The 24,495-nt window shown below is 60.1% G+C and carries 18 protein-coding genes; 6 read left to right on the top strand and 12 right to left on the bottom strand.

From position 1 onward, the window contains the following. Positions 1-41 precede the first annotated feature (41 nt). The gene (locus IPK17_RS26695) at positions 42-893 is read right to left on the bottom strand and encodes an alpha/beta fold hydrolase (protein ID WP_343420739.1); all 852 of its coding nucleotides are present in this window, start codon (positions 891-893) and stop codon (positions 42-44) included. Between the two features lie 90 nt (positions 894-983). On the opposite strand from IPK17_RS26695, the gene IPK17_RS26690 reads away from it, so the two are divergent. Then, positions 984-1,601: a TetR/AcrR family transcriptional regulator gene (locus tag IPK17_RS26690; RefSeq protein ID WP_343420738.1), complete on the top strand. Its 618-nt coding sequence runs from the start codon at positions 984-986 to the stop codon at positions 1,599-1,601. Between the two features lie 130 nt (positions 1,602-1,731). On the opposite strand, the gene IPK17_RS26685 is transcribed toward IPK17_RS26690, so the two are convergent. From IPK17_RS26685 to IPK17_RS26660, 6 genes are all read right to left on the bottom strand, one after another. Next, the gene (locus tag IPK17_RS26685; protein ID WP_343420737.1) at positions 1,732-2,958 is read right to left on the bottom strand and encodes a rhodanese-like domain-containing protein; all 1,227 of its coding nucleotides are present in this window, start codon (positions 2,956-2,958) and stop codon (positions 1,732-1,734) included. A gap of 10 nt (positions 2,959-2,968) precedes the next feature. Next, positions 2,969-3,538, bottom strand: coding sequence for a YeeE/YedE thiosulfate transporter family protein (locus tag IPK17_RS26680; protein WP_343420736.1), 570 nt, complete (start codon positions 3,536-3,538; stop codon positions 2,969-2,971). A 47-nt stretch (positions 3,539-3,585) separates the two neighbouring features. Beyond that, complete coding sequence (locus tag IPK17_RS26675) at positions 3,586-6,039, bottom strand: cytochrome b/b6 domain-containing protein (protein ID WP_343420735.1); 2,454 nt, start codon at positions 6,037-6,039, stop codon at positions 3,586-3,588. Beyond that, on the bottom strand, positions 6,036-7,466 hold the full coding sequence (locus IPK17_RS26670; protein WP_343420734.1) for a tetrathionate reductase family octaheme c-type cytochrome: 1,431 nt from the start codon (positions 7,464-7,466) through the stop codon (positions 6,036-6,038). The genes IPK17_RS26675 and IPK17_RS26670 overlap by 4 nt, the downstream gene beginning before the upstream one ends. 4 nt (positions 7,467-7,470) lie before the next feature. Then, positions 7,471-7,824 (bottom strand): ArsR/SmtB family transcription factor, encoded by a 354-nt coding sequence (locus IPK17_RS26665; protein ID WP_343420733.1) that lies wholly within the window; start codon positions 7,822-7,824, stop codon positions 7,471-7,473. 115 nt (positions 7,825-7,939) lie between these two features. Then, positions 7,940-8,863 carry a LysR family transcriptional regulator gene (locus tag IPK17_RS26660; RefSeq protein WP_343420732.1) on the bottom strand — a complete coding sequence of 308 codons (924 nt, stop codon included), beginning with the start codon at positions 8,861-8,863 and terminating at the stop codon, positions 7,940-7,942. Positions 8,864-9,028: 165 nt separating this feature from the next. On the opposite strand from IPK17_RS26660, the gene IPK17_RS26655 reads away from it, so the two are divergent. Next, on the top strand, positions 9,029-11,533 hold the full coding sequence (locus IPK17_RS26655) for a U32 family peptidase (protein ID WP_343420731.1): 2,505 nt from the start codon (positions 9,029-9,031) through the stop codon (positions 11,531-11,533). A gap of 44 nt (positions 11,534-11,577) precedes the next feature. Here the strand turns inward: IPK17_RS26655 and IPK17_RS26650 are convergent, their stop codons facing one another. Then, complete coding sequence (locus IPK17_RS26650; protein ID WP_343420730.1) at positions 11,578-12,444, bottom strand: discoidin domain-containing protein; 867 nt, start codon at positions 12,442-12,444, stop codon at positions 11,578-11,580. Positions 12,445-12,592: 148 nt separating this feature from the next. Here IPK17_RS26650 and IPK17_RS26645 point away from each other — a divergent pair, with 148 nt between their 5' ends. Then, positions 12,593-14,413 (top strand): sensor histidine kinase, encoded by a 1,821-nt coding sequence (locus tag IPK17_RS26645; RefSeq protein WP_343420729.1) that lies wholly within the window; start codon positions 12,593-12,595, stop codon positions 14,411-14,413. Positions 14,414-14,491: 78 nt separating this feature from the next. Then, the gene (locus IPK17_RS26640; protein WP_343420728.1) at positions 14,492-16,288 is read left to right on the top strand and encodes a histidine kinase N-terminal 7TM domain-containing protein; all 1,797 of its coding nucleotides are present in this window, start codon (positions 14,492-14,494) and stop codon (positions 16,286-16,288) included. 40 nt (positions 16,289-16,328) lie between these two features. Here IPK17_RS26640 and IPK17_RS26635 read toward each other — a convergent pair whose 3' ends face one another. The 3 genes from IPK17_RS26635 to IPK17_RS26625 all read right to left on the bottom strand — a co-directional run bounded on the left by IPK17_RS26635 (position 16,329) and on the right by IPK17_RS26625 (position 19,194). Next, positions 16,329-17,159, bottom strand: coding sequence for an SDR family oxidoreductase (locus tag IPK17_RS26635; RefSeq protein ID WP_343420727.1), 831 nt, complete (start codon positions 17,157-17,159; stop codon positions 16,329-16,331). Positions 17,160-17,229: 70 nt separating this feature from the next. Beyond that, entirely contained in the window at positions 17,230-18,273 is a 1,044-nt protein-coding gene (locus IPK17_RS26630; protein ID WP_343420726.1) for an alanine racemase, read from the bottom strand. Between the two features lie 60 nt (positions 18,274-18,333). Next, positions 18,334-19,194: an alpha/beta fold hydrolase gene (locus IPK17_RS26625; RefSeq protein WP_343420725.1), complete on the bottom strand. Its 861-nt coding sequence runs from the start codon at positions 19,192-19,194 to the stop codon at positions 18,334-18,336. Between the two features lie 130 nt (positions 19,195-19,324). Between IPK17_RS26625 and IPK17_RS26620 the strand changes: the two genes are divergently transcribed. Next, positions 19,325-20,341 carry a YihY/virulence factor BrkB family protein gene (locus IPK17_RS26620; RefSeq protein ID WP_343420724.1) on the top strand — a complete coding sequence of 339 codons (1,017 nt, stop codon included), beginning with the start codon at positions 19,325-19,327 and terminating at the stop codon, positions 20,339-20,341. Between the two features lie 335 nt (positions 20,342-20,676). Here IPK17_RS26620 and IPK17_RS26615 read toward each other — a convergent pair whose 3' ends face one another. Beyond that, positions 20,677-22,587, bottom strand: a complete 1,911-nt coding sequence (locus tag IPK17_RS26615; protein ID WP_343420723.1) for a glycoside hydrolase family 3 protein — start codon at positions 22,585-22,587, stop codon at positions 20,677-20,679. A 390-nt stretch (positions 22,588-22,977) separates the two neighbouring features. Between IPK17_RS26615 and IPK17_RS26610 the strand changes: the two genes are divergently transcribed. Next, a complete protein-coding gene (locus tag IPK17_RS26610) occupies positions 22,978-24,444 on the top strand; it encodes an ammonium transporter (RefSeq protein ID WP_343420722.1) in 1,467 nt (488 codons plus the stop codon). Positions 24,445-24,495 lie beyond the last annotated feature (51 nt).

Below are 24,495 nucleotides of genomic sequence, written 5' to 3'. Positions count from 1 at the left end.
AGAGGACGATCACAGAGGACGCCCCTACGTGAAATAGACCCCTACAACGAAGCGAGCCACTGGAGGATGGCGTCGCCGTAGTCAGTCGTGGCTTCCAGCGCCAGCCAATGACTATTGTTACTGAAATGCTTGACCTGCGCCTTGCCCCAGCGGTCACCGAAGGTCGGCGCGATGAACGGATCCTTATCACCCCACAGCACGAGCGCGGGCTTGGTTTGCAGCAGCGCGAGCAGTTTCTCATCCCACCCGGCGAAATCCTGCGCGTTCCGTTCGCGGTAGTAGCGCAGAATCGCCTTGCGCACGCGCGGTGACCCGAAACCGGGCGCATAGGACTCGTCGATGTACCACTGTGGCAGCGCGGGCGCGAACTGCTTGAGCGACCGGTCAAGCATGGCTTTGGGTGTGGCGATCAGCAGTTCGCCGAGCAGCGGCACGCGATACAGCTTGGCGAACGAGTGCCAGTCGTATTCGCGGAAAAAGTTGGTGTTCGAGATGACCATGCCGCGCACCAAGTCCGGGTACTTGACCGCGAACGCTGAGCCATAGTGCCCGCCGAAATCGGTCATGACCAGCGTGACGGGTTCGGTAACGTTCAACGCGCCGAGCAGCGCGCGGATGAAATCTGCCTCATTGTCGAGGGTGAGTGGGAAGTTAGCGGGCAGTGTCGAATTGCCAAAGCCGGGGAGGTCAGGCGCGATGAAACGCGCGTTGCTGCGGCTCAGGTGCTCGATCAACGGCAGCCACATGGCGTGGTTGTCCGGCGATCCGTGCAGGAAGAGCAGCGGCGCACCTTGTCCCTGTTCGTACACGGTGATGTTGGCGCCCTTGATCATGAGTTCGTGTTTCGTCGCTGCACCCGTTGGCGCAGATTGTTTGACGGCTGGCTGTTGCATGGGAGTTCCCCTTCTGTTAAAATACGAATGTGAATTCGGATTTGTATTTGCAATTGTAGGATAAAATGGCAGGATGTCAATGGGGGTAACATGCACAGCGACTCACTGCGAGCCCAACCCAAGCAAAAACGTGGTCAACGGCGGGTAGATGCCATCCTCAACGCCGCATCGGAACGCTTCGCGGAAGTGGGCTACGAAAATGCCACCATCATCGAAATCGCCGCGCGCGCCGATACGTCAGTCGGCTCGCTCTATCAGTTTTTCGCCAACAAAGAGGCGATTCTCAAGGCGCTGGTTGAGCGCTACGTAGAACGCGCCAGCGTTGTGTTTGCGGGGATGGAGGTCGAAGCGTTTCCGCAGATGACGCTCGAACAGAGCATCAAGGCGATTCTCGTACCGCTCAAAGCGTTCATCCGCGATAACCGCGACTTTCAGGTGATCTTTTCCAGCCCAACCGGATCAACCTACGTCGACGAGACGATTCGCAGCATGGATGAGGCGTTTCTGGCGCGTACGGGCGCGTCACTTTTGCAGGCGCGACCGAACATGCGACCGGAAGATCTGCGCAAGTACAGTCTCGTGTGCATGGTGATCATGAAGGGGCTGTTGGGGCTGGCGCACCATTCGAGCGAACTGACGCTCGACGAGGTGTTCGAGGAATTGGAAGCCGTGTATCTGCGCTATTTGACACCACTGATGGGGGAGTAGGGCAACCTCCCCCCGTTTCGCTGCGCTCAACTGCCCCTCTCCAGAGGGCGAGGGGCAAGAATGCGCGCTTGATGTCCCTCTCCCCACGGAGAGGGACGGCTTGCGCAGGAAGCAGGGTGAGGTGAGGCTTTTAGCCGCAGCCGCCGCTGGCCGGCCCGCGTTTGATCGACAGCACAACGTGTTCTTCGTAGGTCAGGTCAAAGCGATCCGCGTGTGGTGACGCCGCCACGTGATTATCGCCGTAAGCCATCGCGAATTGAAAGTCGAGTTGATCGTCGGCAGCGAGGGCGGCATCGGCGCTGGGGAAAGCGTTTTCGCCGAACACCGTGATCCAGTTGTTGACGCCACCATCAAGAATGTAGACGTTGACGACACTCTCCGCGAGCAGATATTTCCACGCTTCGGTCGCTTCCGCTTCATCATTGCTCATAACGAACACGACCGCGTTCTGGGGTAGGGCATGGAATTCCTCAACGATGGTGCTGAGTTGATCATAGGGTACATTGCGCGCGTCACGGATGTGGAACAAGTTGTAGTCCGATTCGGAGCGCACATCGACCAGCATGGTGACGATCTCGTGATCTGCCATGTAGTGCAGGACTTCAGCCGGATGTGCATAGACGGCGCGGGAGTCGAGCTGCGGTTGTTTATCCGCCGCGATGCGATTCCAGCGGTCGGCGTTGGTGGGCTGACCAATGACGAGCACGACGACCGCCAGTGCGATGCCGCCGCCCGCCAGACCAATGCGCCAGCGCGGCTGCTTCTGCGTCTGCTTACCGATGACACGCTCGGCATACTCCGAGGCGACGAACGCCAGCAGTGCCATGATCATCACTGCGAGCACGATCACGCCGGTGTCCGTGCCGAAGAAGTCCATGAGCGTAATGCGCCCCATGTAGGTTGAGTACCAGAATTCCTCGAAGTAGCCGACCGTCTCGCCGAACAGGAAGATGCCGAAGAACGCACCGAGCGCGAACAAAATGCCATCGATCTTGAGTGTCGCGGCGCTGACGAGTGACGTGCCCGGGCAGAAGCCGCCGAGGATGAAGCCCACGCCCATGATCAAGCCGCCGACGATGCCGGGAACGAGATACGTTTCGTTGACATACACAAGGTTGTAGTCGAGCAGGCCGAGGCCGCTGGCGAGGAAGACCAGCACCATCGCCGTGATGATGCCCGTGAACATCACCTTGAGCACGGTCAGGTCCTTAAAGTAGAACTGCGCCGCCAGCTTGGACGAAACGGCGAAGCCCGCCATTTCCAGCACCGCGCCAAATGCGAAGCCGATCAGCAGATAGACGAGGAAGTACTGCGGTGAGCCGAGTAACTGCGGCAGATTCAGTGGGAAAGGTGCCATGATTGCCTCCTCAATTCCACAGCTTGCGGACGAAATAAGCGAGCATATACGCGCCGCCGAACACGGCGAACATGAACACCCAACTGCCGAGCGACAAGACCGAACCGCCGCTCAAGGCTTGGCCGCTGGTGCAGCCGCGCGCCATGCGCGCGCCGTAGCCCATGAGTGCGCCGCCGATGAACGCCATGATCCAGCGGGTACGGGTGGAGGTATTTGGCCCTTTGACCGTCTCCAGTTTGACGCGCCCGTTGAGGAAACCGCTCACGAAACCGCCGATGATCGTGCCGAAGGTGACGAACACGACCCAGCTTTCGAGCGGATTGCGGCCGCCGCCAGCCATCGAGATCAGGTAGGGTGTGCGGTCGATGTGCGCGGGAAAGAACCAATCTTCAAACAAGACGGTGATGCGGTTCATGCCGCCCGACGCGCCCAGACCGTTCCCCGTGAAGAAGAACGCCGCAAATAAGACCAAACCGAGCAGGACGCCCGCTGCATACGGGTGCATGTAGGGACGTGCCGCCCGCGCCGATTTCGTTTTGGTGGGAACTGCGAGTTTTTCTGCTGAACTGTAAGTTGCCATCAGGATTAGCCTTTGTGGGGACGCTCACCTGAGCGTCCCCGGATAATCTAGGACTCAGAGTGCTGTGGGTGGGTTTCGACGTCGTCGTAACCCATGATCATGGCCTGAATGTTCGCCAGCGGCGTGTGTCCGGTCGTGGTCATGTAGACATGCACGATCACAAAGGTCACCAGCAGCCACGCGATCAACGTGTGGAAGGGCGCGAGCACGGGCAGTCCGCCGAGCGCCGTGGCGATCTGCGGGAACTGCTGAATGCCCCACATCAGGACGCCCGTAAGGATTTGCAGCGGCAGGAGCACATTCAGCAGACCAAAGTACGTCAACTGCTGGATGGGGTTCATCTTCTGGTCGCGCCGCTTCTCAAACGGATGTGGGTCGCCGCGGAAGATACCGCGCAGGTAGAACACGGCCTGTTCCATCATGTGATCGAAGAAGCCGTAGGGGCGCGGGATGAACTGCTTGATTTCGCCGCTCACCAGATGGTAGAAGAACGCGAGCGCCGCATTGATCACCAGCAGCAGCGCGAACAGGTTGTGCACGTCGACCATCCACGCGAAGTTGAACAGGCTGAACATGTCCGGCTTGTGGACGACCAACCCGGTGAAGGTCAGGCCGAAGATCACGAACGTTTGCAGCCAATGCCACTGACGTTCGTACATGCTGTACATGTACACGTGCTTCAGCGCGGGTTCGGCATGTGTGGCCTGCCGCCGTCCGACGATCACGCGCAGACCGGCATGCACGAGCACACCAACCGATGCGCCGAGCACGATCAACACGCCGAGCAGATCGATGATTTGCACGCTGTCGCGCCCGAAAATATAGAGTGTGGCCGCGGGCGTCTGCGTTGCTGGTTGGAACAGCAGTATGCCGTCGCTGGTCTGGCTGATCGAACCATTCCAGTTCACAGTTTCGCTGCTGACGAACGTCGGTTGGACGCCGCCCGGCGCGCGGTTGCTCAGCGGGAGGGCCGCGACGATCCGCGAGTCTTGGCTGTGGCAGGTCTGGCAGTCGCGGGTCGCCCATTCGCCGCCGATCACATCGTGGTGGATGGCGTAAGGGACGACTTCGCCGACAATGCGCGGATCGGTGAGGCCCTGCGCCGTCAGTCGTTCGGCGATCAGATTGAGCTTGGAATCTTTGTCGAGCGTGAGTTCGGTGTCGCTCAGCGTACCGTCGCCGTCCGCGTCGAACGCCGTCAGTACGTCGGCGGCATAGGCAGCCCCGTCAAAGTAGGCCGCGCGCAGCGCCTCGTCAGTCACCGCTTGCGCGTCATCTCCGGCCACCCAGTAGTAGACCGTGACGAGGTTGTAAGGCGAAAGCTGCTGTGAGCCGTCCGCGTCGATCTGCTGGAGCAGCACGGGCTGATACCCGGTAACCAGCGTCGAGACGGTATTCGCCGCGACCGGACCGAGGCCGCCTTCCACGCCGCGGTATTGATCGACGGGCGAACCGTCGGCGTGCATGACGGTTGCGTCGCGTACTGCGAGCGCCGGAGCGTACAGCGTCGGAACATGGCAGGTTTCGCAGGCGAGCGCTTCCGTGTGCTGCGACCAGTAGGGCAGCCACGCATGGGAACTTTCGGCATCGTGACAGGTGCTGCACGAGCGCATCGTGTCCGTCCCCGCCGCGAATTCGTGTGACGGGCGTTCGATGTATTCGCCAAGGTCGGCGCGGCGCGGGTCAAACACGAGATGTTCTGGCGCTGTGCTGCTGTTCGTCTGCACGTAGATTGGGTTGTTGACCGAATAGTGACAGTCAACACAGTTAAGCACGCGTTCGGCATGGACATCCCACGGACGCGTGAGATCGCTGCGCCCGCTGATATTGCCGCCGCCGTTCGAAATGCGCTGCGGTGAGACGACTTGCCCGGTGGTGAACGTGCGCCACTGGGATGCATCGGCAGCGGCGGGGACGAGTGGCGTTTGGTTGTCGAGATGCACTTGCCCGTGACATGCGCCGCAGTTGTCGCTGCGCGGGTCTTGTATTGTGACGAATTCCGGCTTGAGCAGACCAGCGGCGTCGAAAGCGTCAGCATTGTAGCGGTATACGCCATCTGTCAGCGTGACGATGCCGTTTCCGGCCAGGGTCGCTGTGTTCGCCCAATCAGCTTGTCCGCTGGCGAGCGCGCCCAAGCGAGCGTCGTTATTCGGGTCTGGCATGTGGCAGAGGAAGCAGTCCATTTCGACATCGGTCGAGACCAGTTCCGCGGGCGGGAGCACCCCAGAGACGACGCGCCCACCATCGCCATGCAGCGTGTGGCTCGTGATGTAGGCGACATCATGGCAGGTGCCGCACGTTTGCAGCGTCGAAATGGCCGCGTCGCTCACGCTGACATTAGTACCTGTCGCATCGAGCAGCGCGAAGGTCGGGTGCATCGGGGCGGGTTCGGGCGTTGCCGCGACCGGGACAGGCGTCACTTCGGCTTCCTGCGCCAGTACAGCCGCCGCCGTGAAGCACAGCGCGGCAACGAGAATCAGGGAGATAACGGTGCGTTTCATTGCGTGCGTCCTCCCCAGACCATCGGGTCGCCGGGGTAGCCGAGGGCTTCCCAGTCGAGACGGCCATTTTCGCCGTGACAATCGGTGCAGGTCAGTGCGTTGGCGGCGGGCTGCACCATGTGCGTCTGCATCCAGTACATCGCCGTATAGGCGAAGCCATACTCGCCGCTGTAATCCAACCCGGCGGTTTCCGCGCCGATTTCCAACGCCGACTCCCAATCGAAGGTTGTCCAATAGCCCGTTTCGCCCACCGTGTTGGGCTGGAGTAGGATGTTGTTGACGGTATCGTAGGGCTGATAAGCGTAGTGAATCTTGAACGGATAGATCAGCGCGCTCAGGTCGTTCAGTTCACCGAGCGGTAGATTGATGTTGGTGACTTCGTTCGGATTCATTTCATCGCCGAGCAAGTAGCGATTCAGGTTGCCGTTGAACCACGCATACTGCGGCTCGTAGTTGTTGGTGTAGACGAACTCGCCCTTGATGCGCAGATATTCGTGCGGGTCTTCTTCGCGGCCTGCTTGTCCCGCCTGTGACCAATCCCATTCGACTTTGGTTGGGTCGACGAGCGCTGTAGCCGGGATATGACAGGTTTGGCAGGCGACCGTATCGAGATGCTCATTGATGCGGGCGTCTTCGTGCAGATCGCTTGCATGGCAATCGGTGCACGCGACGCTGTTCTCGCTGTCAACGCTCACGCCGAGCGAGCGCCCGCTGATCACGTGATCCTCGGTCTGGTGGCAGTCGACGCACAGGAAGTCATAGCGCCCCATGTGCACGTCGACGCTTTCGGGAGGGAAGTAGAGGCTTTCGTCAAGATCGCCATGCTTCACGCCGTTGCCGCCGCCGCCGTCGAAGTGGCAGCCGCCGCAGTTTTCACGGGTAGGCGTGCCGACATGACCCGCGACGTAGGTCAAATCGACCCCTTCCGCGACCTGACCGGAAGAACCTTTGACGTACGAGCCGGTCTGATCATGGCAGACCAGGCAGTCGACGTTTTCGACGTTGGTGAAGTCGTAGTTGGCATCTGACCACCCGTAACCGGCATGGCAGCGCGTGCAGCCTGTCCAGTTGGATTGCACGCCAATGCAGAAGTTGTTGAGCAGGTTGGCTTTGCCGATGCGGATGAGTTCGTCGCTGCCATTGACCGAAACCGGGTCGCCCAACCATTCAAAGTGAGCCGTATGCGCAACCTGATCGCCGGCCTCCTCATGGCACGTCAAGCACGCGCGGGTGACATCGCTGCCGGTCTCGTAGGTGCCAGCCATCAGCGTTGTGTGATCGGTGTGGGCGACGGAACGATCCGGGACGTAATCCCACGGATCAGCGGAAACAACCGGGGTATCGAGGGTAAACAAGAGGAGTGGGACGCCGATTATCAGCAGCGTGATACCCAACCCGACGAGCCAGATATATTTTGAATCGCGCATAGGGTTACTCCGGAGTAGGGGCAGTCTCCAGACTATTCGCTTGTCGGGCGACGATAGTGCGGAGGATGGCACGCATAGAGTCGATGACGTTGATCATGTCCGGGACGGCGAGGTGATAGATGACGGTGGTACCGTCGCGGGTGCTGGCGACGACACCGCTTTCGCGCAGCACCGCCAGATGGCGCGAAATGGTCGGCTGTGGGGCATTGAGCAGTTCGGCAAGTTTCCCGACGCTGCACGGCATGTGCGACAGAGCGTACATGATTTGCAGGCGTTTAGGGTCGCCCACCGCGCGGCACAGCTTGGCGTGGAGCAAGTCGATTTCTTCAAATGGAATGTTTATGGATGGTTCGTTCATTCGCATATCCGAATATAAGAGTATGCTTTGAGTCTATTGCGTGTATTTTCACAAGGGGGAGGACAAATGACAGGGGTGTCGTATGATATGTGTCATATTATGGTGTGACTGTTAACTATTGTGGTTTGAGCGCCGCGCTGAGACTCGGATAGTCCGTGGTGAGAAAGTTGATGAAAGCGCGGACAATCGGCGAAAAACGGACGTCGCGATCCCACACCAGCTTGATCTCGCGGACGAAGGGGCGCCCCGCGACGGGAACCGCATGCAGGGTGCGCGCATCGATTTCATTCTGCACAACATAAGCGGGCAGTACGGCGACACACGTCCCCGCCGCGACCGCGCGCTTGATCGATTCGAGATTATCGAACTCCGCGCCGATCAGCGGTTCGATGTTCAGCCGCTTCAGCGTCCGCTCCAACCAGATGCGCGATTGGCTGTTCTGCTGGCGCGTAATGAATGACTGCGCGCGCAAATCCGCCGGGGTTATCTGCTGGGTCTGCCAGAACGGATGCTTGCTGCCGACGACGATCTGCTGTTCGACCTGACTCATGATGAGATGTTCAAGGCGGGGCGGGGTGAGGTCGTCGAGCTCGCCTTCGATGATGCCGAGATCGACGCGGTGATTGAGCACATCACCGACGACCTGCGCGGTCACGCCCGTGTTGAGCGCGACGGTCAAATGGGGGAAGCGCGCGCGAAAACCCTGCACCCACAGCGGCGCGAGGTACACGCCGATGCCGGGCGTCGCGCCTAGGCTGATTTTGCCCGAGGCCAACTGCTGCACGTTGGTGAGCGCGTTTTCCGCCTGCGCGATCAGGTCAAAGATTTGCCGGGTGTACTCGGTGAGAATTTCGCCGCTCGGGGTGAGGCGGACGCCGCGCCATTCGCGTTCAAACAGCGCCTGCCCGAGGCTCGCTTCCAGCTCCTTGATCTGCTGGCTGACCGCTGACTGCGTAATATACAGGCGTTCCGCGGCGGCGCTGAAGCTGCCCTCTTGAGCGACGACAAAGAACACGCGGAGTTTGTGCAGGTCAAGCATGGAGGATCCTCAAAGCCATAAGCGCAGCTTATCCCTATTGTAAGCGAGAATGGGGCTAACTTTCAAAGACCGCGCCCGACTCTCATCTTAGTTTGCTAGAGATTCGTCCGGCGGTATGCGATAATGCCCCTAACGATCAGCACCCTCTAGACAAGTTGTAGGCGTATGCGCATCAAACCAGAAATTATGAGTCCGGTTGGCTACTATCCGCAGCTTTATGCCGCCATCGAAGCTGGGGCGGATGCGGTGTACTTTGGGCTCAAGCACTTCACCGCGCGGGCGAAGGTGGGCTTCACGCTGGATGAACTGCCCGACGTGATGCGCGCGCTGCATCAGCGCGGCGTGAAGGGCTACGTGACGTTCAACACGCTGGTGTTTGATTATGAACTGCGCGACGCGGTCGAGGCGCTGGAACAGATCGCCGAGGCGGGCGCCGACGCCATCATCGTGCAGGATGTGGGCATCGCGCAGCTTGCGCATCAGATCGCGCCGCACATGGATGTGCACGGCAGCACGCAGATGAGCATCACCAGCGCGGAAGGCGTGGCGCTGGCGCAGCGCTTCGGTGTGAGCCGGGTCGTACTGGCGCGCGAACTGTCGCTCAAAGACATTCGTGCCATCCGCGAACAGACCGACCTCGAACTGGAAATTTTCGTACATGGGGCGCTGTGTGTGTCCTATTCCGGGCAATGCTTCTCGTCGGAAGCTTGGGGCGGACGCAGCGCCAACCGCGGTCAATGCGCGCAGGCCTGCCGCCTCCCCTATGAACTGATGGTCGATGATCAGCTCAAACCGCTCGGCGATGCGCGCTATTTGCTCTCGCCGGGTGACCTGTACGCGCTGCACCAGGTTCCCGAAATTGTCGAGATTGGTATCTCGACGCTGAAGATTGAGGGGCGCTACAAAGATGAGAACTACGTCGCGCTGACGACCAACGCTTACCGCCGCGCCGTCGATGCGGCGTGGGATAACCTGCCGAGTCCGATCACGCCGCAAGACGAACTGACGTTGGAGCAGGTCTATTCCCGTGGGTTAGGTGCGTACTTCATCAGCGGCACAAATCACCAGCAGGTCGTCAAAGCGCGATCGCCTCGGCATCGCGGCGTGCTGGCGGGGCGGGTCAAGCAAGTGCTGAGCGACCGTGTGCGGATCGAGCCGACGGGCATTCAAGCCGACGCGCCGCTCAAAGCGGGCGATGGCATCGTGTTCGATGCGGCAGACTGGCGCAGCCCGCAGGAAGCTGAAGAAGGCGGACGCCTCTATGCTGTCCAACCTGCAGGCAATCTGCTCGAACTGGAGTTTCGCAACGGCGCGGTGAACTTTACGCGCATTCAGGTCGGCGATTGGGTCTGGCGCTCGCATGACAGCAGCGTCGACAAGGCGGCGAAGGTTTTCACGCAGCCGAGCGCGCCCGTCAGCAAGCAGGCGTTGAACGTGCAGGTGATCGCTCGCGAAGGTGAACCGCTGACACTGACGTGGACGCTCGCTAAACAGCCGCACATCAGCGTGACCGTGCACTCTGGCGATCCGCTGGGGCGCGCCAACCAGCGTGGCGTGACGCCCGAATACCTGCATCAGCAGTTGGGCCGCTTAGGGACGACGCCATACCAATTAGCCGAACTCACGGCGGAGGTGAACGGCAATCCGTTCATCCCGAGTTCGCTGCTCAACCATCTGCGTCAGGACGCGGTTGAACAGTTGACCCAACTGCAGGCGCAGCCGAAATCGGGCGTGATCGCACTGCCCGAGGCTGTGCTGAACGGCGCGCTCAACGCGGTGACGCGCCACGAAACGCCCGCCACCGCGCCGCAGATTCATCTGCTGGTGCGCACACCCGAACAGCTCGAAGCGGCCATCGCCGCGCGTCCGGCCAGCATCACGCTCGACTATCTCGAACTCTACGGCTTGCGTCCGTCGGTGGATCGCATTAAGGAAGCGGGGATCACGGCCCGGGTAGCCAGTCCGCGCGTACTCAAGCCGCAGGAACAGCGTATCGTCAACTTTTTGCTGCGGCTCGACTGTCAGCTATTGGTGCGCTCTGGCGGTCTGCTCGAAGCCCTGCATGGGCGGCATCAGCACGCGCTGATCGGCGACTTCAGCCTGAATGTGGCGAATCAGCTCACGGCAGACACGTATTTCAAACTTGGCGTGGAGACGATCACGCCGACGCACGACCTGAACGCTGACCAGATGTGCACGTTGGCGCGCGAGATCGGCGGCAGTCGCTTTGAAGTGATCGCCTACCAGCATTTGCCCGTTTTCCACACCGAACACTGCGTGTTCTGCCGCTTCCTCTCGAACGGGACGAGCTATCAGGACTGCGGCCACCCGTGCGAACAGCACAAGGTCGCCCTGCGCGACGCGCAGGGACGCTTGCATCCGGTCATGGCGGATGTAGGCTGTCGCAATACGGTGTTCGGGGCGGAGGCGCAGGTTGCCAGTCGCCACCTTGATGACCTGCGAGCGAGCGGCATTGTGCACTATCGGCTCGAATTCGTGCACGAGTCGGCAGATGATGTGTTCAAGGTCGCGGCAGCCTTCGGCGACTACTTCGCGCATCGCATCAGCGCCGCCGATCTGGATCGGCGTCTTGAGAAGGTCGCGCCGCAGGGCACGACCGAAGGCTCGCTGTTTGTGCCGGATAACTACGGGTATATCCCGCTGTTGTAGATCCGCGTAGGGGCAAGGCGCGCCGTGCCCCTACCTAAGTCAAACTACTCCCCGAGGGGTGTTCCGTACACGCCGAATTCGACCGCCCCGGTGTTGCCGCCGTTGCTCTCGACCACATCAAAGCGCAGTGTTTCCGCCTCAAAATCGACCTCAAACGCATACGCTTGGTTGGCGTCCGGCACATCGAACGGCCCGTAGACGGTGCCATCGTCGGCGGTTATGGTGAAGCTGAAGACCTGCGCGGTGTTGTTCGACATGGTGCGCGTCCAGTACTCAATCCGCTCGATGTGGGATCGCTGCCCGAGGCGAATTTCAAACCACGCGTTGCTGCCGTCTCCCTGCGACGACCAGGCCGAATTGCTGCTGCCGTCGAATGCGCTCAGGATCCCCCACGCGAATTCCGGCGCGGCGCCGCCGAACGCGCTGCTGTAGCCGATGATCTCCGCGCCGAGTTCGGGCGACGCGAGGTTCGTCACTTCGACGATTTGCTGCACGGGCGTCGTGAACGTCTGCACGTCCGAAACGTAAATCACGCCCGCTGCGTCCACACCCTGCACGCGGAAATAGTAGGTCGTTTCCGGTTCCAGTCCGCTCAACAGCGGCTGGTGGTCAGTGTGCGCTCCGCCGTTCATATCCATATCCACAGCCAGCGACCCAAACTCGGGCGTCGTCCCATAGATGATGCTGCAGGCGACGGGGACGCTCGTCGTGATGGGCAGCGTGGCTGTGCCATCAGCGGCGAAATTGGTCACTGTGAGCTCGCCGTCGAGGATGTCGGTAACGGGGCGGACGGTAACGCCGCTCTGATCTTCCGGTGCAGGCAGGGTATCCTGCGCGCTCAGCGCGACCACGAACAGCAGATTCAAGGTCAGGAGAGCGGTCAGGCAAACTAAGCGGATGATTTTGTTCACGAGGAATACCTTCGTCTATTCAGTGTTGGCCGCCGATTATACTGGCATGCGGGCTGTCGCTGCACGGCGATACGTTTACTGAGCGGCGCTTTGTCCTATGCTATCCTTGAATTTACAGGGATTTCCGCCGGAACGATGAAGGATCAGCATGCAGTACTCCATCTACGCTCTCGTGATTTTTGCCGCCGCCGCCTTTGCCGGATGGTTAGCCTATCCGATCTGGTCGCGCCGTCCCGGTGTCGGGGTCCATGCCTTCGTCGTGATGACCTTAGGGATCGCGCTGTGGACGGCGGCTACCGCCCTTGAAATCACGCTCACCAGCGCGGATGGCAAGATGCTGGCGACGCATCTGATCTATATCGGCTTGACGGCCGTTATTCCGAGCTGGCTGATTTTCGCCATGCAGTACACCGGGCATGACCGCTGGATCACGCCGCGCCGCCTGCTGCTGTTCCTCATCGAGCCCGTGCTGTTGCAAATCGTGATCGCCACCAACGACGTGCATCACTTGTTCTGGACGCAGCGCACGTTGGAGACGGTGAACAATCTGATCGTCTTCGACTTCCATCTAGGTTCGCTGTTCTGGTTCCACGCCATCTATTCGTATGCGCTGCTGCTCGTCGGCGCGGCGCTGCTGGTGCGCGCGCTGGTCCGTTCACCGCAGTTGTATCAGGGACAGGTCGCGTATCTGCTGGTCGCCAGCCTGACGCCGTGGGTCGCCAACTTCATTTATCTGACGGGTCTTAGCCCGCTGCCCGATTATGTTGACATCACCCCGATTGCCTTTGTGATCACCATTGCCGCGACCGGGTGGAGCCTGTACCGCTTCCGCCTGATGGATGTGGTCCCCGTGGCGCGCGACACGATCATCGACACGATGGAAGACGCCATCCTCGTGCTGGATCGACTGGGGCGGGTTCTGGACATAAACCGGGCGGCGCTGCGCCTGTTCAACCGGGCCAGCACGACCGAGGCAATTGGCCGCCTGGTCAGCGAACTCATGCCGCAGCAGGCCGCGCTGATCGCGCAGTTCCGCGCCGTCGCGGAGGCGAACACCGAAATCACCGTCACCTTCGACAACGTGACGCGCTTCTACAACCTGCGCATCACGCCGCTGCGCAATCGTCAGCAGGAACTGAGCGGCCGCGTGGTCGTCCTGCACGACATCACCACGCTCAAGGCTACCAACGAGCAGTTGAAACGAGCGAGCGAACAGGCAGAAGCGGCGAATCGGCTGAAGAGCGAGTTTCTGGCGACCATGTCGCACGAACTGCGGACGCCGCTCAACGCCATCATTGGTTATACGGAAATCCAGTTGATGGGTATTGGCGGTCAATTGAATCCCGCGCAAACCGACTATAGCAACCGCGTACTCGTGAATGCGCGGCAGCTCCTGCTGATGATCAACAGCATTCTGGATCTCTCCAAAATCGAAGCGGGGCACGTGGTCCTCAGCCGCCAAGCCTTTGGCGTGCGCGATTGGCTGATGGATGTCGTGCGGCAGGTGGCCATTCTCGGTGATAGTCAGCAGTTGGATTTCAGTTCGAGTTTGGACCCCGCGCTGCCGGAACGGCTCGTCGGTGATCCGGATGCGCTGCGCCGCGTGGTCGTCAATTTGCTGGCGAACGCGTTCAAGTTCACACCGTCCGGTTCGGTCAAACTGGCGCTCAGCCGACCTGATGATCAGCACTGGAGTGTAGCGGTCACCGATACGGGCATCGGCATTGCCGAAGATCGGATCGAGCATATCTTCGATGCGTTCTATCAGGTGGATACCAGCCTGACGCGCGAGTTCGGCGGCACGGGCTTAGGATTGGCGATCGTGCAGCGCCTAGTCGACAAGATGGACGGACGCATTGAGGTGCAGAGCACCGTCAATGTGGGCAGCACCTTCACCGTCACCTTGCCGATCCTGCCCGCCCCGGCACCCAAGGTGGCGCATAGTTCGCGCGATTCTATTCCTCAATAACTTATGGTTCAGGCGCGTAAATTGCAGGGATGATATGCTACAAGCAGATAAGTCTGTGGTTGGCGCAGAAGGTTGAGCATGCAATTCTCAATATTCGCAGTGGTGACATTTGCCGCGGCCGCCTTCACCATCTGGCTCACAAACGCCATTTGGTCCCGACGTCCCGGCGTCGGTGTGGTCGCGTTTACGATCATTGGCATTGGTACGACCGTGTGGACGCTGTTTTCGGGTCTGGAACTGCTCCTCACAGACTACCTGACCAAGATGATTTCCGTCCAGATCATGTATGTCGGCATCGTCATGGTGATGCCCGCGTGGCTGGTGTTCTGTCTTCAATATACCGGGCGTGAGCAGTGGAGCACCCGGAAGCGGCTGCTGCTGTTCTTGATCGAGCCGATCTTAGTCATTGTGCTCCTGCTGACCAACGACCTGCATCATCTGTTTTACGCCAGTACGGACTGGTATATGGCGGATGGTTTGCGCTTGCTCGATTACAGTTATGGCCCGGCCTTCTGGGTGCACACGGTCTACTCATACGTGCTGCTGCTGACGGGTGCGGGACTGCTGTTGCAGGCGTTTATGCGCTCACCGCATCTCTATCGCGGTCAGATTCGCCTGATGCTGCTCGCCATCGTCGCGCCGTGGGCGGCCAACGCGACCTATATCGGTGGGTTCAGCCCGTTCCCCGACTACTTTGATCTGACGCCGTTGGCCTTTGTGGTCACGGGCGCGGCCATCGGGTGGAGCCTCTACCGCTTCCGCCTGATGGATGTGCTCCCGGTGGCGCGCGGCACAATTATCGACAATATGAATGACGCGATTATCGTGCTGGACGGGCGCAGTCGCGTGCTGGACATCAACCAGTCGGCGCTCAAGCTGCTCAACCTGTCGTCACCAGATGGGACAATTGGCAAACCAGCGGCTGAAGTCTTGGTGACACAAGCGGCGCTTGCTGACCAATTTCGCGAGACACAGGAGATCGATACCGAAGTTACAGCCGAGGTGGCCGGGCAGAAGCGCACCTTTAACCTGCGGATTACGCCGCTGCGCAATCGTCAGCAAGAGCTGACCGGGCGCGTGGTGACGCTCCACGATGTAACGACCTTCAAAGAGGCGAACGAACAACTCCGTTATGCCCGCGAAAAAGCCGAAGAAGCGAATCGCTTGAAGAGCGAATTTCTGGCCACTATGTCGCATGAACTGCGCACGCCGCTCAATGCGATCATCGGCTATACGGAAATTCAACTACTCGGTATGGTCGGCGAACTTAACCCGACCCAGCAGGACTACCAGAAGCGCGTGATGGTCAACGCGCACCAACTGCTGCAGATGATCAACAGTGTGCTGGATTTGTCCAAACTGGAAGCGGGTCATATCCATGCTGTGGATAAGTCCTTTGGCTTGAATGACTGGATCGATGATGTGATGGAGCAGATCGCCGTGTTGGGCGAAAATAAGCGCCTGGGCTTCGACTCCGAGATCGACCCGAAACTGCCCGAACGGGTGGTCGGCGACGCCGATTTGCTGCGGCAGGTGATCGTCAATCTGCTCTCGAATGCGTTTAAGTTCACCAAAGCGGGCAACGTGACGCTTGCCGTGTGTCGGGATGACGACCATCACTGGAGTATTCGCGTCTCGGACACGGGGATCGGCATTGCAGCGGACAAACTGCCGTATATCTTTGACGAGTTTTATCAGGTGGACAGCGGAGCGACCCGTGAGTACGGCGGGACGGGGTTGGGGCTGGCGATTGTCAAGCGCCTCGTCAAGACGATGACAGGTGACATTTCGGTCAGGAGCATCGTCGGCGAAGGCAGCACCTTCACCGTGACGCTGCCGCTCAAACCGCAGATCACGCCCGCGCCGCAGATGTAAACGTTACGCCCATGCCCGTCGACCGGACATGGGCGCTTTCTCAAATCCCGCTGAAGGCGTTGAAACCGCCATCCACCATAATCACGGTGCCGTTGACGAAGCGCGCGCCGGGGCTGCACAGCCAGATCAACGCGCCAATCAGGTCTTCAGGATTGCCGAAGCGCCCGGCCGGCGTGTGGTCGATGATCTTCTGACCGCGCGCGGTCAGTGTGTTATCCGGGTTGAGCAGCAGGGCACGGTTCTGGTCGCCGATGAAAAACCCCGGCGCAATCGCATTCACCCGCAGCCCTTCGCCAAACTTTGACGCCAGCTCGACAGCCATCCAGCGTGTGAAGTTGTCGATGCCCGCTTTGCCCGCGGAATAGGCAGGTGAGCGCGTGAGCGCCCGCTGCGCGTTCATCGACGAAATGTTGACGACACAGCCCGCTTTTTGCTGCGCCATAACTTCACCCAACACCATGGACGGAATGACCGTGCCAATCAAGTTCAGGTCGATCACGTGGCGCATGGCCTCCAGCGACATATCGAAGATGCTCTTGTCTGGTGGGACGGTGGCAGCGGGTGTCGTCCCACCCGCCGCGTTGAGCAGAATGTCGATTTTGCCCCATTCGGCGGTCACCTGGTCGCGCAGGGCTTCCATCTGCGCGGTGTCCATCACGTCGCCAGGCGCGGCGATGGCCTTGCCCCCAGCCGCGCGAATGGACGCGGCGACTTCTTCGGCTTTCTCCTGCCGCCGCCCGACGATGGCGATCTGCGCGCCCGCCTGCGCCAGTCCGCGCGCCATCATGCCGCCGAGCACGCCCGTGCCCCCGGTCACGACGGCGGTTTTGCCCTCTAGACTGAACAAGTCCTGTAGGAATTGAGAAGTCATATGCGTGCTGACTTTCTATAAGGTCGAACCTGTGCTTAAGTATAGACGCGCCGTCGGCCTCCGGCGATCTCTACCAGACTTTGCCGCGCGCCGCCACGTCCCACACGACCTCGACTTGGTCGCCGCGCACCCCGTACAACTGATTGTGCAGGTTGCTCACGACGCACGTGTGCACGGGAATGACGTGCACGCGTTCGCCGACGACGGGGCGTTCGACACATTGGCTGAGGTCAACGTGCGCGTGTTCTTCACTCAACTGGTAGATGCGCGCCTCCGGGTATTCGACGATGTAGCCGTGCGTGTCTTTGACGCGATCCGCCGCCAATGTCTTGCTGCCCGCATCGAGGATCATGCGGTCGGGTGAGGGGCGGCTGACCACAGTCGCGGCGATATGCATGGCGCAGTCGTCAATCGTCGTCCAGCCTTTGTGCACGCTGCTCATGTCATTGAAGAGATACGTGCCCACGCGGATTTCGGTCAGCTCCGGCACTTGGTCGGCTTGCAGGAATGCACCGTAGCCGCCCCCGCTCACGGTCTCTACGCCGATGCCCGCTTGATGCAGACGCAGCAGCACTTCCTGAATCGCCGGGCGATTGCTGGCGGTGCTCGGATAGACGAGGAGCCCCGCAAAGTGCAGGTGATCGTCATCGTCGATCTTCTTGGCGAGCATGACGATCTCGTCCACGGGCGCGCCCGTGCGTTGAATGTCCGTCGCCAGATCGACCATCACGCGGATGCGAATATCAAGCGCGGCGGCGGCATCTGAGAGGCCTGCAATCGTGATCGGATGATCGGCGGAGACGGTCACGCGGTTGTAGAGCGCAAGATCGGCGAGACGAGCGGTCTTCTTCTCGCCGACGATATTGTACGGGATCTGAATGTCGTTGATGCCCGCCTCGGCGAAAACCTGCGCTTCGGTCACTTTCTGGCAGGCGATGCCGACGGCGCCTGCTTCGATCTGCATTTTGGCGATATCCGGGATTTTGTGCGTTTTGATGTGCGGGCGAAACGCGATCCCGAGTTCGTTACAGCGGTCTTGCATGCGCCGGATGTTGTTTTCCATCCGGTCGAGGTTGATGAGGACGCTGGGCGTCTCCAAATCAGTGACGTGCATGGTGTCTCCAAACGTGCATCCCCGCTCCGCATGGAACGGGGATGAGGGGCAAGGTACGGCTTATTGCGCTTCGTTCAGCAGCCAGTCGAGGATGACGCGGTTGAATTCTTCGGTGTTTTCCCACATGGCGAAGTGGCCGACGCCACCCATCAGGTACAGGTCGGAATTCGGGACGAGCTGTGTCATTTCGAGGTCATGCTCGACGTAGATCGCTTCTTCCTGCATGCCGTCGATAAACAGCGTCGGCGTGGTGATGCCCTGCATCTGTTCGACCGTGTAGTTCGGTTCGGTCGCCCACATGTTGCTGATGTTGTTCAAGAAGGTTTCGAAGTTATCTGGGTTGGGGGAAAGCAGGGTATAGTCGCCCGCCGCCATTTCGATGTAGGCGTTGAAGCGTTCGCTTTCGCCGACATCGGCGCGTACGCCCGACGGGTTGTAGTTCGCGCCATAGGCGACCAGCTTGGTCAGACGTTCCGGGTGATTGATGGCGATGTCGAGGCCGATGATGCCGCCATCGCTCCAGCCGACCAGTGCGAACCGCTCCACGCCGAGCGTGTCAGCGAGCGCCAGCACATCTGACGCCATCAACGCATAGCCGATCTGCTGGTCCGACATGGTTGAGCGCCCGTGGCCGCGGCTGTCGGCGGTGATCACATAAAAGTGCTCGGTGAAGGCGGGAATCTGGTTCACGAAATAGTCGGCGTTGCCGAGACCGCCATGCAGCAGCATGAGCGCCGGATTCGCCGGGTCACCGTAGGTCGCATAGTACATTTCGATATCGTTGACCGCCGCCATACCCGCTTCGGTCGGCGTGGGCAGTTCCGGTGCCGCGTCCTGTGCAAACACGCCGCCGACCAGCGCCATGCACAGCAGCACCAAAGCTAACAAGGCAGCACGCTTCGTCCAGACCCGCATCTTCATGGAGTTTCTCCTCAAGCTGTTGTCAAATGTAATAGGACACTTTGAATGTAACACGAATCTGCGGGTTAAGGGCATGGGTCACACTGACTCTGTCTATAATGAGTAAAAGTCAAGCTTCGGGACGCCCAAAATGATTAAACAGACACTGTTCTTACTCAAGGAGACGGTCAAAGAGTGGAATGACGACGGCGCGACGCATATTGCCGCGGCGCTCGCCTATTACGCGATCTTTTCGCTGTCGCCGCTGTTGATTCTTGTGGCGCTGCTGCTTGGTCTGGTGATGGATCAGCGGGCGGCGGCGTCCAGTCTCGTGCAAAACATCGAACTCACGCTGGGACAGCAGGCCGCTCAACTGATCGGTACGCTGCTGGAGAACCGTACCACTACCAGCGATGTGGTCGGATCGCTGGTGTGGCTGGGGATCATGATCTGGGGCGCATCCGGCTTGTTTGCGCAGTTGCAGACGGCGCTCAACAAAATCTGGGAGGTCAAGGCGCGTCCGGGGCGGTCGCCGCTGACGCTCGTCAAAACGCGGTTGCAGTCGTTTGCAGTTGTGGTGCTGGCCGCGGTGACGCTGCTCGGCACGACCGTGCTCAACGCGGCGCTCAACAGCAGCCTCGAACGCATGCAGCCCGTGGAGTATCTCGTTCTCGAAGTGGGCGGCACACGTGACGCGGAACTCGGCGGGACAGCGCCGCTCGCGGTGATCATCGCTGTGCGCGCGGCGCAGTTTGTCCTCAGCCTCGCCGTGATCACGTTTTTGGTCGGACTGGTGTATCAGGTGCTGCCGGATGTGGAAATCCACTGGCGGGATGTGATCGTCGGGGCAGCCTTCACCGGGGTGCTGCTGTATCTCGGTCAGTTCGCCGTCGGGCTGTACTTGTCACGCGCGAACGTCGGTTCGGTGTTCGGCGCGGCGGGATCGCTGACGGTGATCCTTGTGTGGATCTACTATACGGCGCAGATTCTGCTGTTTGGCGCGGAATTCACCGAAGTGTGGGCACGCTATCACGGTGGGCACATCCAACCAGATGGCGATGCCGTTTGGGAAAACGAGTACAAAGCCAAACGCGAAGCCGAGCGGGGACGTAAACTGCCCGCCGAAGCGTCGAGCAATCCAGCGAGCAGTGATGGCTATTTGCAGTAAGGCGTACAGGGTTATGCCTGCGAGCGCACCGATTGGTGCAAGTGCAGCGCGGAATTGAGCTTGAAGTAGATTGTTGGGTTGGATTTTGAGTTTTGCGGACGCGATTATGCAGTTTAACTTATGAAGGCGGAGTACCGACCCACCCGGCCCCTCCCCGAATTCCCAGCAAACGTCTTTTCTCCCCTCTCTCCGCTTGCGTGGGAGAGGGGTTATCCGTATCGTTTTCTTAAACTGCATCATTGCGTCCGCTGTTCCCAAACACACTTCACACTATTCTTCGTACTGCCCGGTGCGCCGTGCCCTACATAGAGCAGATCGCGCCTAGGGTGTGCCAACTAGCTTGCTGCACACTCTACAGCGAGATCGAGCCATTCGGACGTGTTGTTCTCGTAGGTCAGGCCGTAGCCGTACGGGAACAGCGGCGCGTCACAGCCTTCCGTGGGCAGGTTCGCGAAGTCGAACGGCAGTTGATCCGCTGAGCGCAGCCATGTGAACGGCAGTGTCCCCGTGAACGGCACTGCGCCGAAGAGGACATCCGCAACCCCCGCGCCTTCCGTGCCGGGCAGCCACGCGGCGACCACGGCGTCGGCCAGATTCAACGGTTCGGTGATGACGAGCGGTCGACCCGACACAACGATCACGATCAGCTTTTCGCTCTGTTCGCGCACGCGCTCAATGGTGGTGCGGTCGCCGCGTGAGAGGGCGAGGTAGGCGTTATCGCCTTCCCATTCGGCGTACGGTTCTTCTCCGACAATCACGATGCCGTAGTCGGCCATGGCTGGGTTCCCCGCCGCGTCGTGAATGCTCTCGAAGCGGCCTAACCGCTCAAAGGCGATGTGCGTATCTGTTCCGGCGACGGCAGTAATCCCCTCAAGAATGGTCGTGCCGATGGTGATGTCCCCCATGCCGCCTTGCCATTCGATGGTCCAACCGCCGGACTGAATGCCGATGTCATCGGCGGCGCTTCCGGCGACGAAAATCGTCGTGGCGTCGGCAGCAAGCGGCAGCGCGTCCTCATTCTTGAGCAGCACCAGCGATTCGCTCACGGCCTGCCGCGCCAGCGCACGGTGTTCTGCCGAACCGACCACATCGAGGGCCGCGCCATCACCCGTCACCCGATCAAACAGGCCGACGGCGAACTTGGCGCGCAGAATGCGGCGTACAGCATCGTCAATGCGCTCCTGTGGCACATCGCCCGCTTCGACCGCCCGCGTCAGCGTGGTGATGAAACGGCGGTAGTCCTGCGGCACCATGTTCATGTCCACGCCCGCGTTGATCGAGGCGACGACCGCCTGATAGTAATCCGCGTTCACGAGGTCAATTCCCTGCCAATCGGAGACGACAAAGCCCGTGAAGCCGAGTTCGCCCTTGAGCACGTCGGTGATCAGGTACTCGTGCGCATGCATCGGGACGCCGTTCCAACTGCTGAAGGACACCATCAGCGTGAGCGCCCCGCTGTCGACAGCTTCGATGTAGGGCGGCAGGTACAGTTCGCGCAGTGTGGCTTCGTCGACCTGCGTGTCGCCGCGATCCATGTTGTTCGGGCCGAAGCTCGACGTGCCCCACGTCGTACCGCCATCGCCGAGATAGTGCTTGGGCGTCGCCAGCACCATGAGCGGATCGCCTTGCAGCCCGTTCATAAAGGCGAGGCCGAGGTCGGTCACCAGTTCGGTGTTTTCGCCAAACGACTCATAGGTGCGCCCCCAGCGAATGTCCTGCACGGGGGCGAGGACGGGCGCGTAGTTCCAGTAGATACCTGTTGCCATCAACTCGGCGGCGGTCGCCGCGCCAATCTGTTCGACCAATTCGGCGTTCCGCGCTGCGCCGAGGCCGATGTTATGCGGGAAGATGGTCGCGCCGCGCACGTTATTGTGCCCGTGCACCGCGTCTACGCCGTAGATGATCGGGATGCCGAGGCGCGTGTCGAGCGCGGCATCCTGAAAGGCTGTGACCATCTGCAGCCACGCCTCCGGCGTATTCGGATTGGGGTAGCCACCGCCGCCGCTCAGCACGCCGCCAATGAAATAGTCGAACACCGCCTGCGGGTTGAGACTGTTCTTTTCGACCAGCGTCATCTGGCCGATCTTTTCGGCGAGCGTCATGCGCGCTAGCAGATCCTCGACGCGCGTCTCAATGGGTTGGGTGGGGTCGCGGTAGAGTTCATCCTGAGCCAGAACGCTCGTCGTAAGGAGGAGGAGGGCACAGAGATTGAGGAGAAAAACGAACAGACGCACCTGCTTGTTCATACGTCAATTCCTTAGGATATGAGGAAATATTCGCTAAAGGAGTGTTCCTGTGGGAACGCTCCCAATTTGCTGATTAGCTTACCACGTCTGGGCGAATTCGGGAATGAACAAACAGCGTATTTTGATCTAATTTTGACTTTGGTGAATCTGTATTTATGCAAAATGCCTAGATTGATTCGCATGTTTCGCTGGCAGATTTTGCCCGTTAGTGATTATTTACCAATTTATCGGCGTTTTTGGCGATCAAAAGAAGGTCAAAGCCAGACGAATTAATCAAAAGTGACAACAAGTTTCTGGCAAACCTTATTCACTTTTAGCTAAAGATGCTTATCACATATTCAGTACACTGCCTCGCATCGGACCAAACTTCCATCAATCGGGGGATGACTCATGTTTAAGCGGAATCGTATCTGGCGACAACTACTTATTATGGGCGTGGCGACGCTGGTGTTGGCCGTCTTCGGCATGCACCGGACGTTTGCACAGGGGGAAGTGACAACCCCGACGATGGAAGATATCACTAGTATCAAGATTGGCATCGATACCGCGTGGGTGATGCTGACCGGGTTCCTCGTGTTCTTCATGCAGCTCGGCTTCGCTATTCTGGAAACTGGCATGATCCGCCAGACGGCGGCGGTCAACGGTCTGCTCGAAAACTTCCTCGAAGCGGGCGTCGGCGCACTGGTTTGGTGGTTGGTCGGCTTCGGCCTCGCCTTCGGCGCGGATAACGGCAGCGGCCTGTTCGGCACGACGCTGTTTGCGCCGGGCATTGAACTGGCCGACACCATTTTCTACGGCAACATCAGCACGCTGACCATGTTCTTCTTCCAGTTCGCCTTCGCCGCGACCGCCAGCACCATCACGACGGGCGCGATGGCCGAACGCACGGATTTCGTCGGCAACCTAATCTACACTGTTATCGTGACTGCGATCATCTACCCGGTCGTGGTGCACTGGGTGTGGGGCGGTGGTTGGCTGTTCCAGCAGGGCTTCTTCGACTTCGCGGGCAGCAACGTTGTACACACCGTCGGCGGTGTGATCGCCATCATCGGCGCGTGGATGCTCGGTCCGCGCAAGGGTAAGGTGTGGGGCAAGGCCATTCCGCCGCACAATCTCGGTCTGGCGCTCACCGGCACGATGATCCTGTGGGTCGGTTGGTACGGCTTCAACCCCGGTTCGACGCTCGGCGCGGTCGGTGTGGGCGGCACGATTGGTATCGTCGTCCTCAACACGACGCTCGGCGGTGGCATCGGTTCGCTCTCCGCAATGTTCTTCCAGTACTTCCGCACCGGCAAGTGGGATCTCACCGCGACCCTGAATGGTTCGCTCGCGGGTCTCGTCGCTGTGACCGCTGGTTGCGCGTTCGTCAGCCCGCTCTCGGCCATCATCATCGGTGGCGTTGCCGGTATCATCCTGCTCCTGTGGGGTGACCTGCTCGAAAAGATCAAGGTTGATGATGCGGTTGGCGCGTCGTCCGTCCATCTCGCTTGCGGTGTGTGGGGCATCCTCGCGCTCGGCCTGTTCGCCGAACCCACGCTCACGCCCTTCGCGGCCAATGTCAAGGCGGGTTTCGGCGGTCTGCTCGTGGCTGGCGGCAGCGCGGACATCCTGATCACGCAGATCATCGGTTCGGCTGCCACAATTGCATGGGTGGGCGTGACTTCTGTCCTCATGTTCGGCGCGCTCAAGGCGGTCAAGCGCCTCCGCGTCAACCCGAAGGCGGAAGCCGATGGCAACACGATCGACAACTACGAACATGGTCAGTCGATTTGGCCGGACATCCTCCCCCTGCCCGGCGACTCGCCCGTGACCGCGAGCGTTGTCTCAGGGGCGAAGGCTCCGGCGGCTGGCGACTAGGTCAGCGCAATCTGTGATGACTTGACTGTACAGGAGAAGGGACGACTCCCT

This window comes from Candidatus Flexifilum breve, assembly GCF_016713355.1.
The sequence above is the reverse complement of the archived record's forward strand: the minus strand, read 5'-3'. Positions and strand labels throughout refer to the sequence as shown.

Coding starts and splice junctions, on each gene's coding strand:
- IPK17_RS26695 (WP_343420739.1), bottom strand. CDS start 893: ATGCAACAGCCAGCCGTCAAACAATCTGCGCCAACGGGTGCAGCGACG.
- IPK17_RS26690 (WP_343420738.1), top strand. CDS start 984: ATGCACAGCGACTCACTGCGAGCCCAACCCAAGCAAAAACGTGGTCAA.
- IPK17_RS26685 (WP_343420737.1), bottom strand. CDS start 2,958: ATGGCACCTTTCCCACTGAATCTGCCGCAGTTACTCGGCTCACCGCAG.
- IPK17_RS26680 (WP_343420736.1), bottom strand. CDS start 3,538: ATGGCAACTTACAGTTCAGCAGAAAAACTCGCAGTTCCCACCAAAACG.
- IPK17_RS26675 (WP_343420735.1), bottom strand. CDS start 6,039: ATGAAACGCACCGTTATCTCCCTGATTCTCGTTGCCGCGCTGTGCTTC.
- IPK17_RS26670 (WP_343420734.1), bottom strand. CDS start 7,466: ATGCGCGATTCAAAATATATCTGGCTCGTCGGGTTGGGTATCACGCTG.
- IPK17_RS26665 (WP_343420733.1), bottom strand. CDS start 7,824: ATGAACGAACCATCCATAAACATTCCATTTGAAGAAATCGACTTGCTC.
- IPK17_RS26660 (WP_343420732.1), bottom strand. CDS start 8,863: ATGCTTGACCTGCACAAACTCCGCGTGTTCTTTGTCGTCGCTCAAGAG.
- IPK17_RS26655 (WP_343420731.1), top strand. CDS start 9,029: ATGCGCATCAAACCAGAAATTATGAGTCCGGTTGGCTACTATCCGCAG.
- IPK17_RS26645 (WP_343420729.1), top strand. CDS start 12,593: ATGCAGTACTCCATCTACGCTCTCGTGATTTTTGCCGCCGCCGCCTTT.
- IPK17_RS26640 (WP_343420728.1), top strand. CDS start 14,492: ATGCAATTCTCAATATTCGCAGTGGTGACATTTGCCGCGGCCGCCTTC.
- IPK17_RS26635 (WP_343420727.1), bottom strand. CDS start 17,159: ATGACTTCTCAATTCCTACAGGACTTGTTCAGTCTAGAGGGCAAAACC.
- IPK17_RS26630 (WP_343420726.1), bottom strand. CDS start 18,273: ATGCACGTCACTGATTTGGAGACGCCCAGCGTCCTCATCAACCTCGAC.
- IPK17_RS26625 (WP_343420725.1), bottom strand. CDS start 19,194: ATGAAGATGCGGGTCTGGACGAAGCGTGCTGCCTTGTTAGCTTTGGTG.
- IPK17_RS26620 (WP_343420724.1), top strand. CDS start 19,325: ATGATTAAACAGACACTGTTCTTACTCAAGGAGACGGTCAAAGAGTGG.
- IPK17_RS26615 (WP_343420723.1), bottom strand. CDS start 22,587: ATGAACAAGCAGGTGCGTCTGTTCGTTTTTCTCCTCAATCTCTGTGCC.
- IPK17_RS26610 (WP_343420722.1), top strand. CDS start 22,978: ATGTTTAAGCGGAATCGTATCTGGCGACAACTACTTATTATGGGCGTG.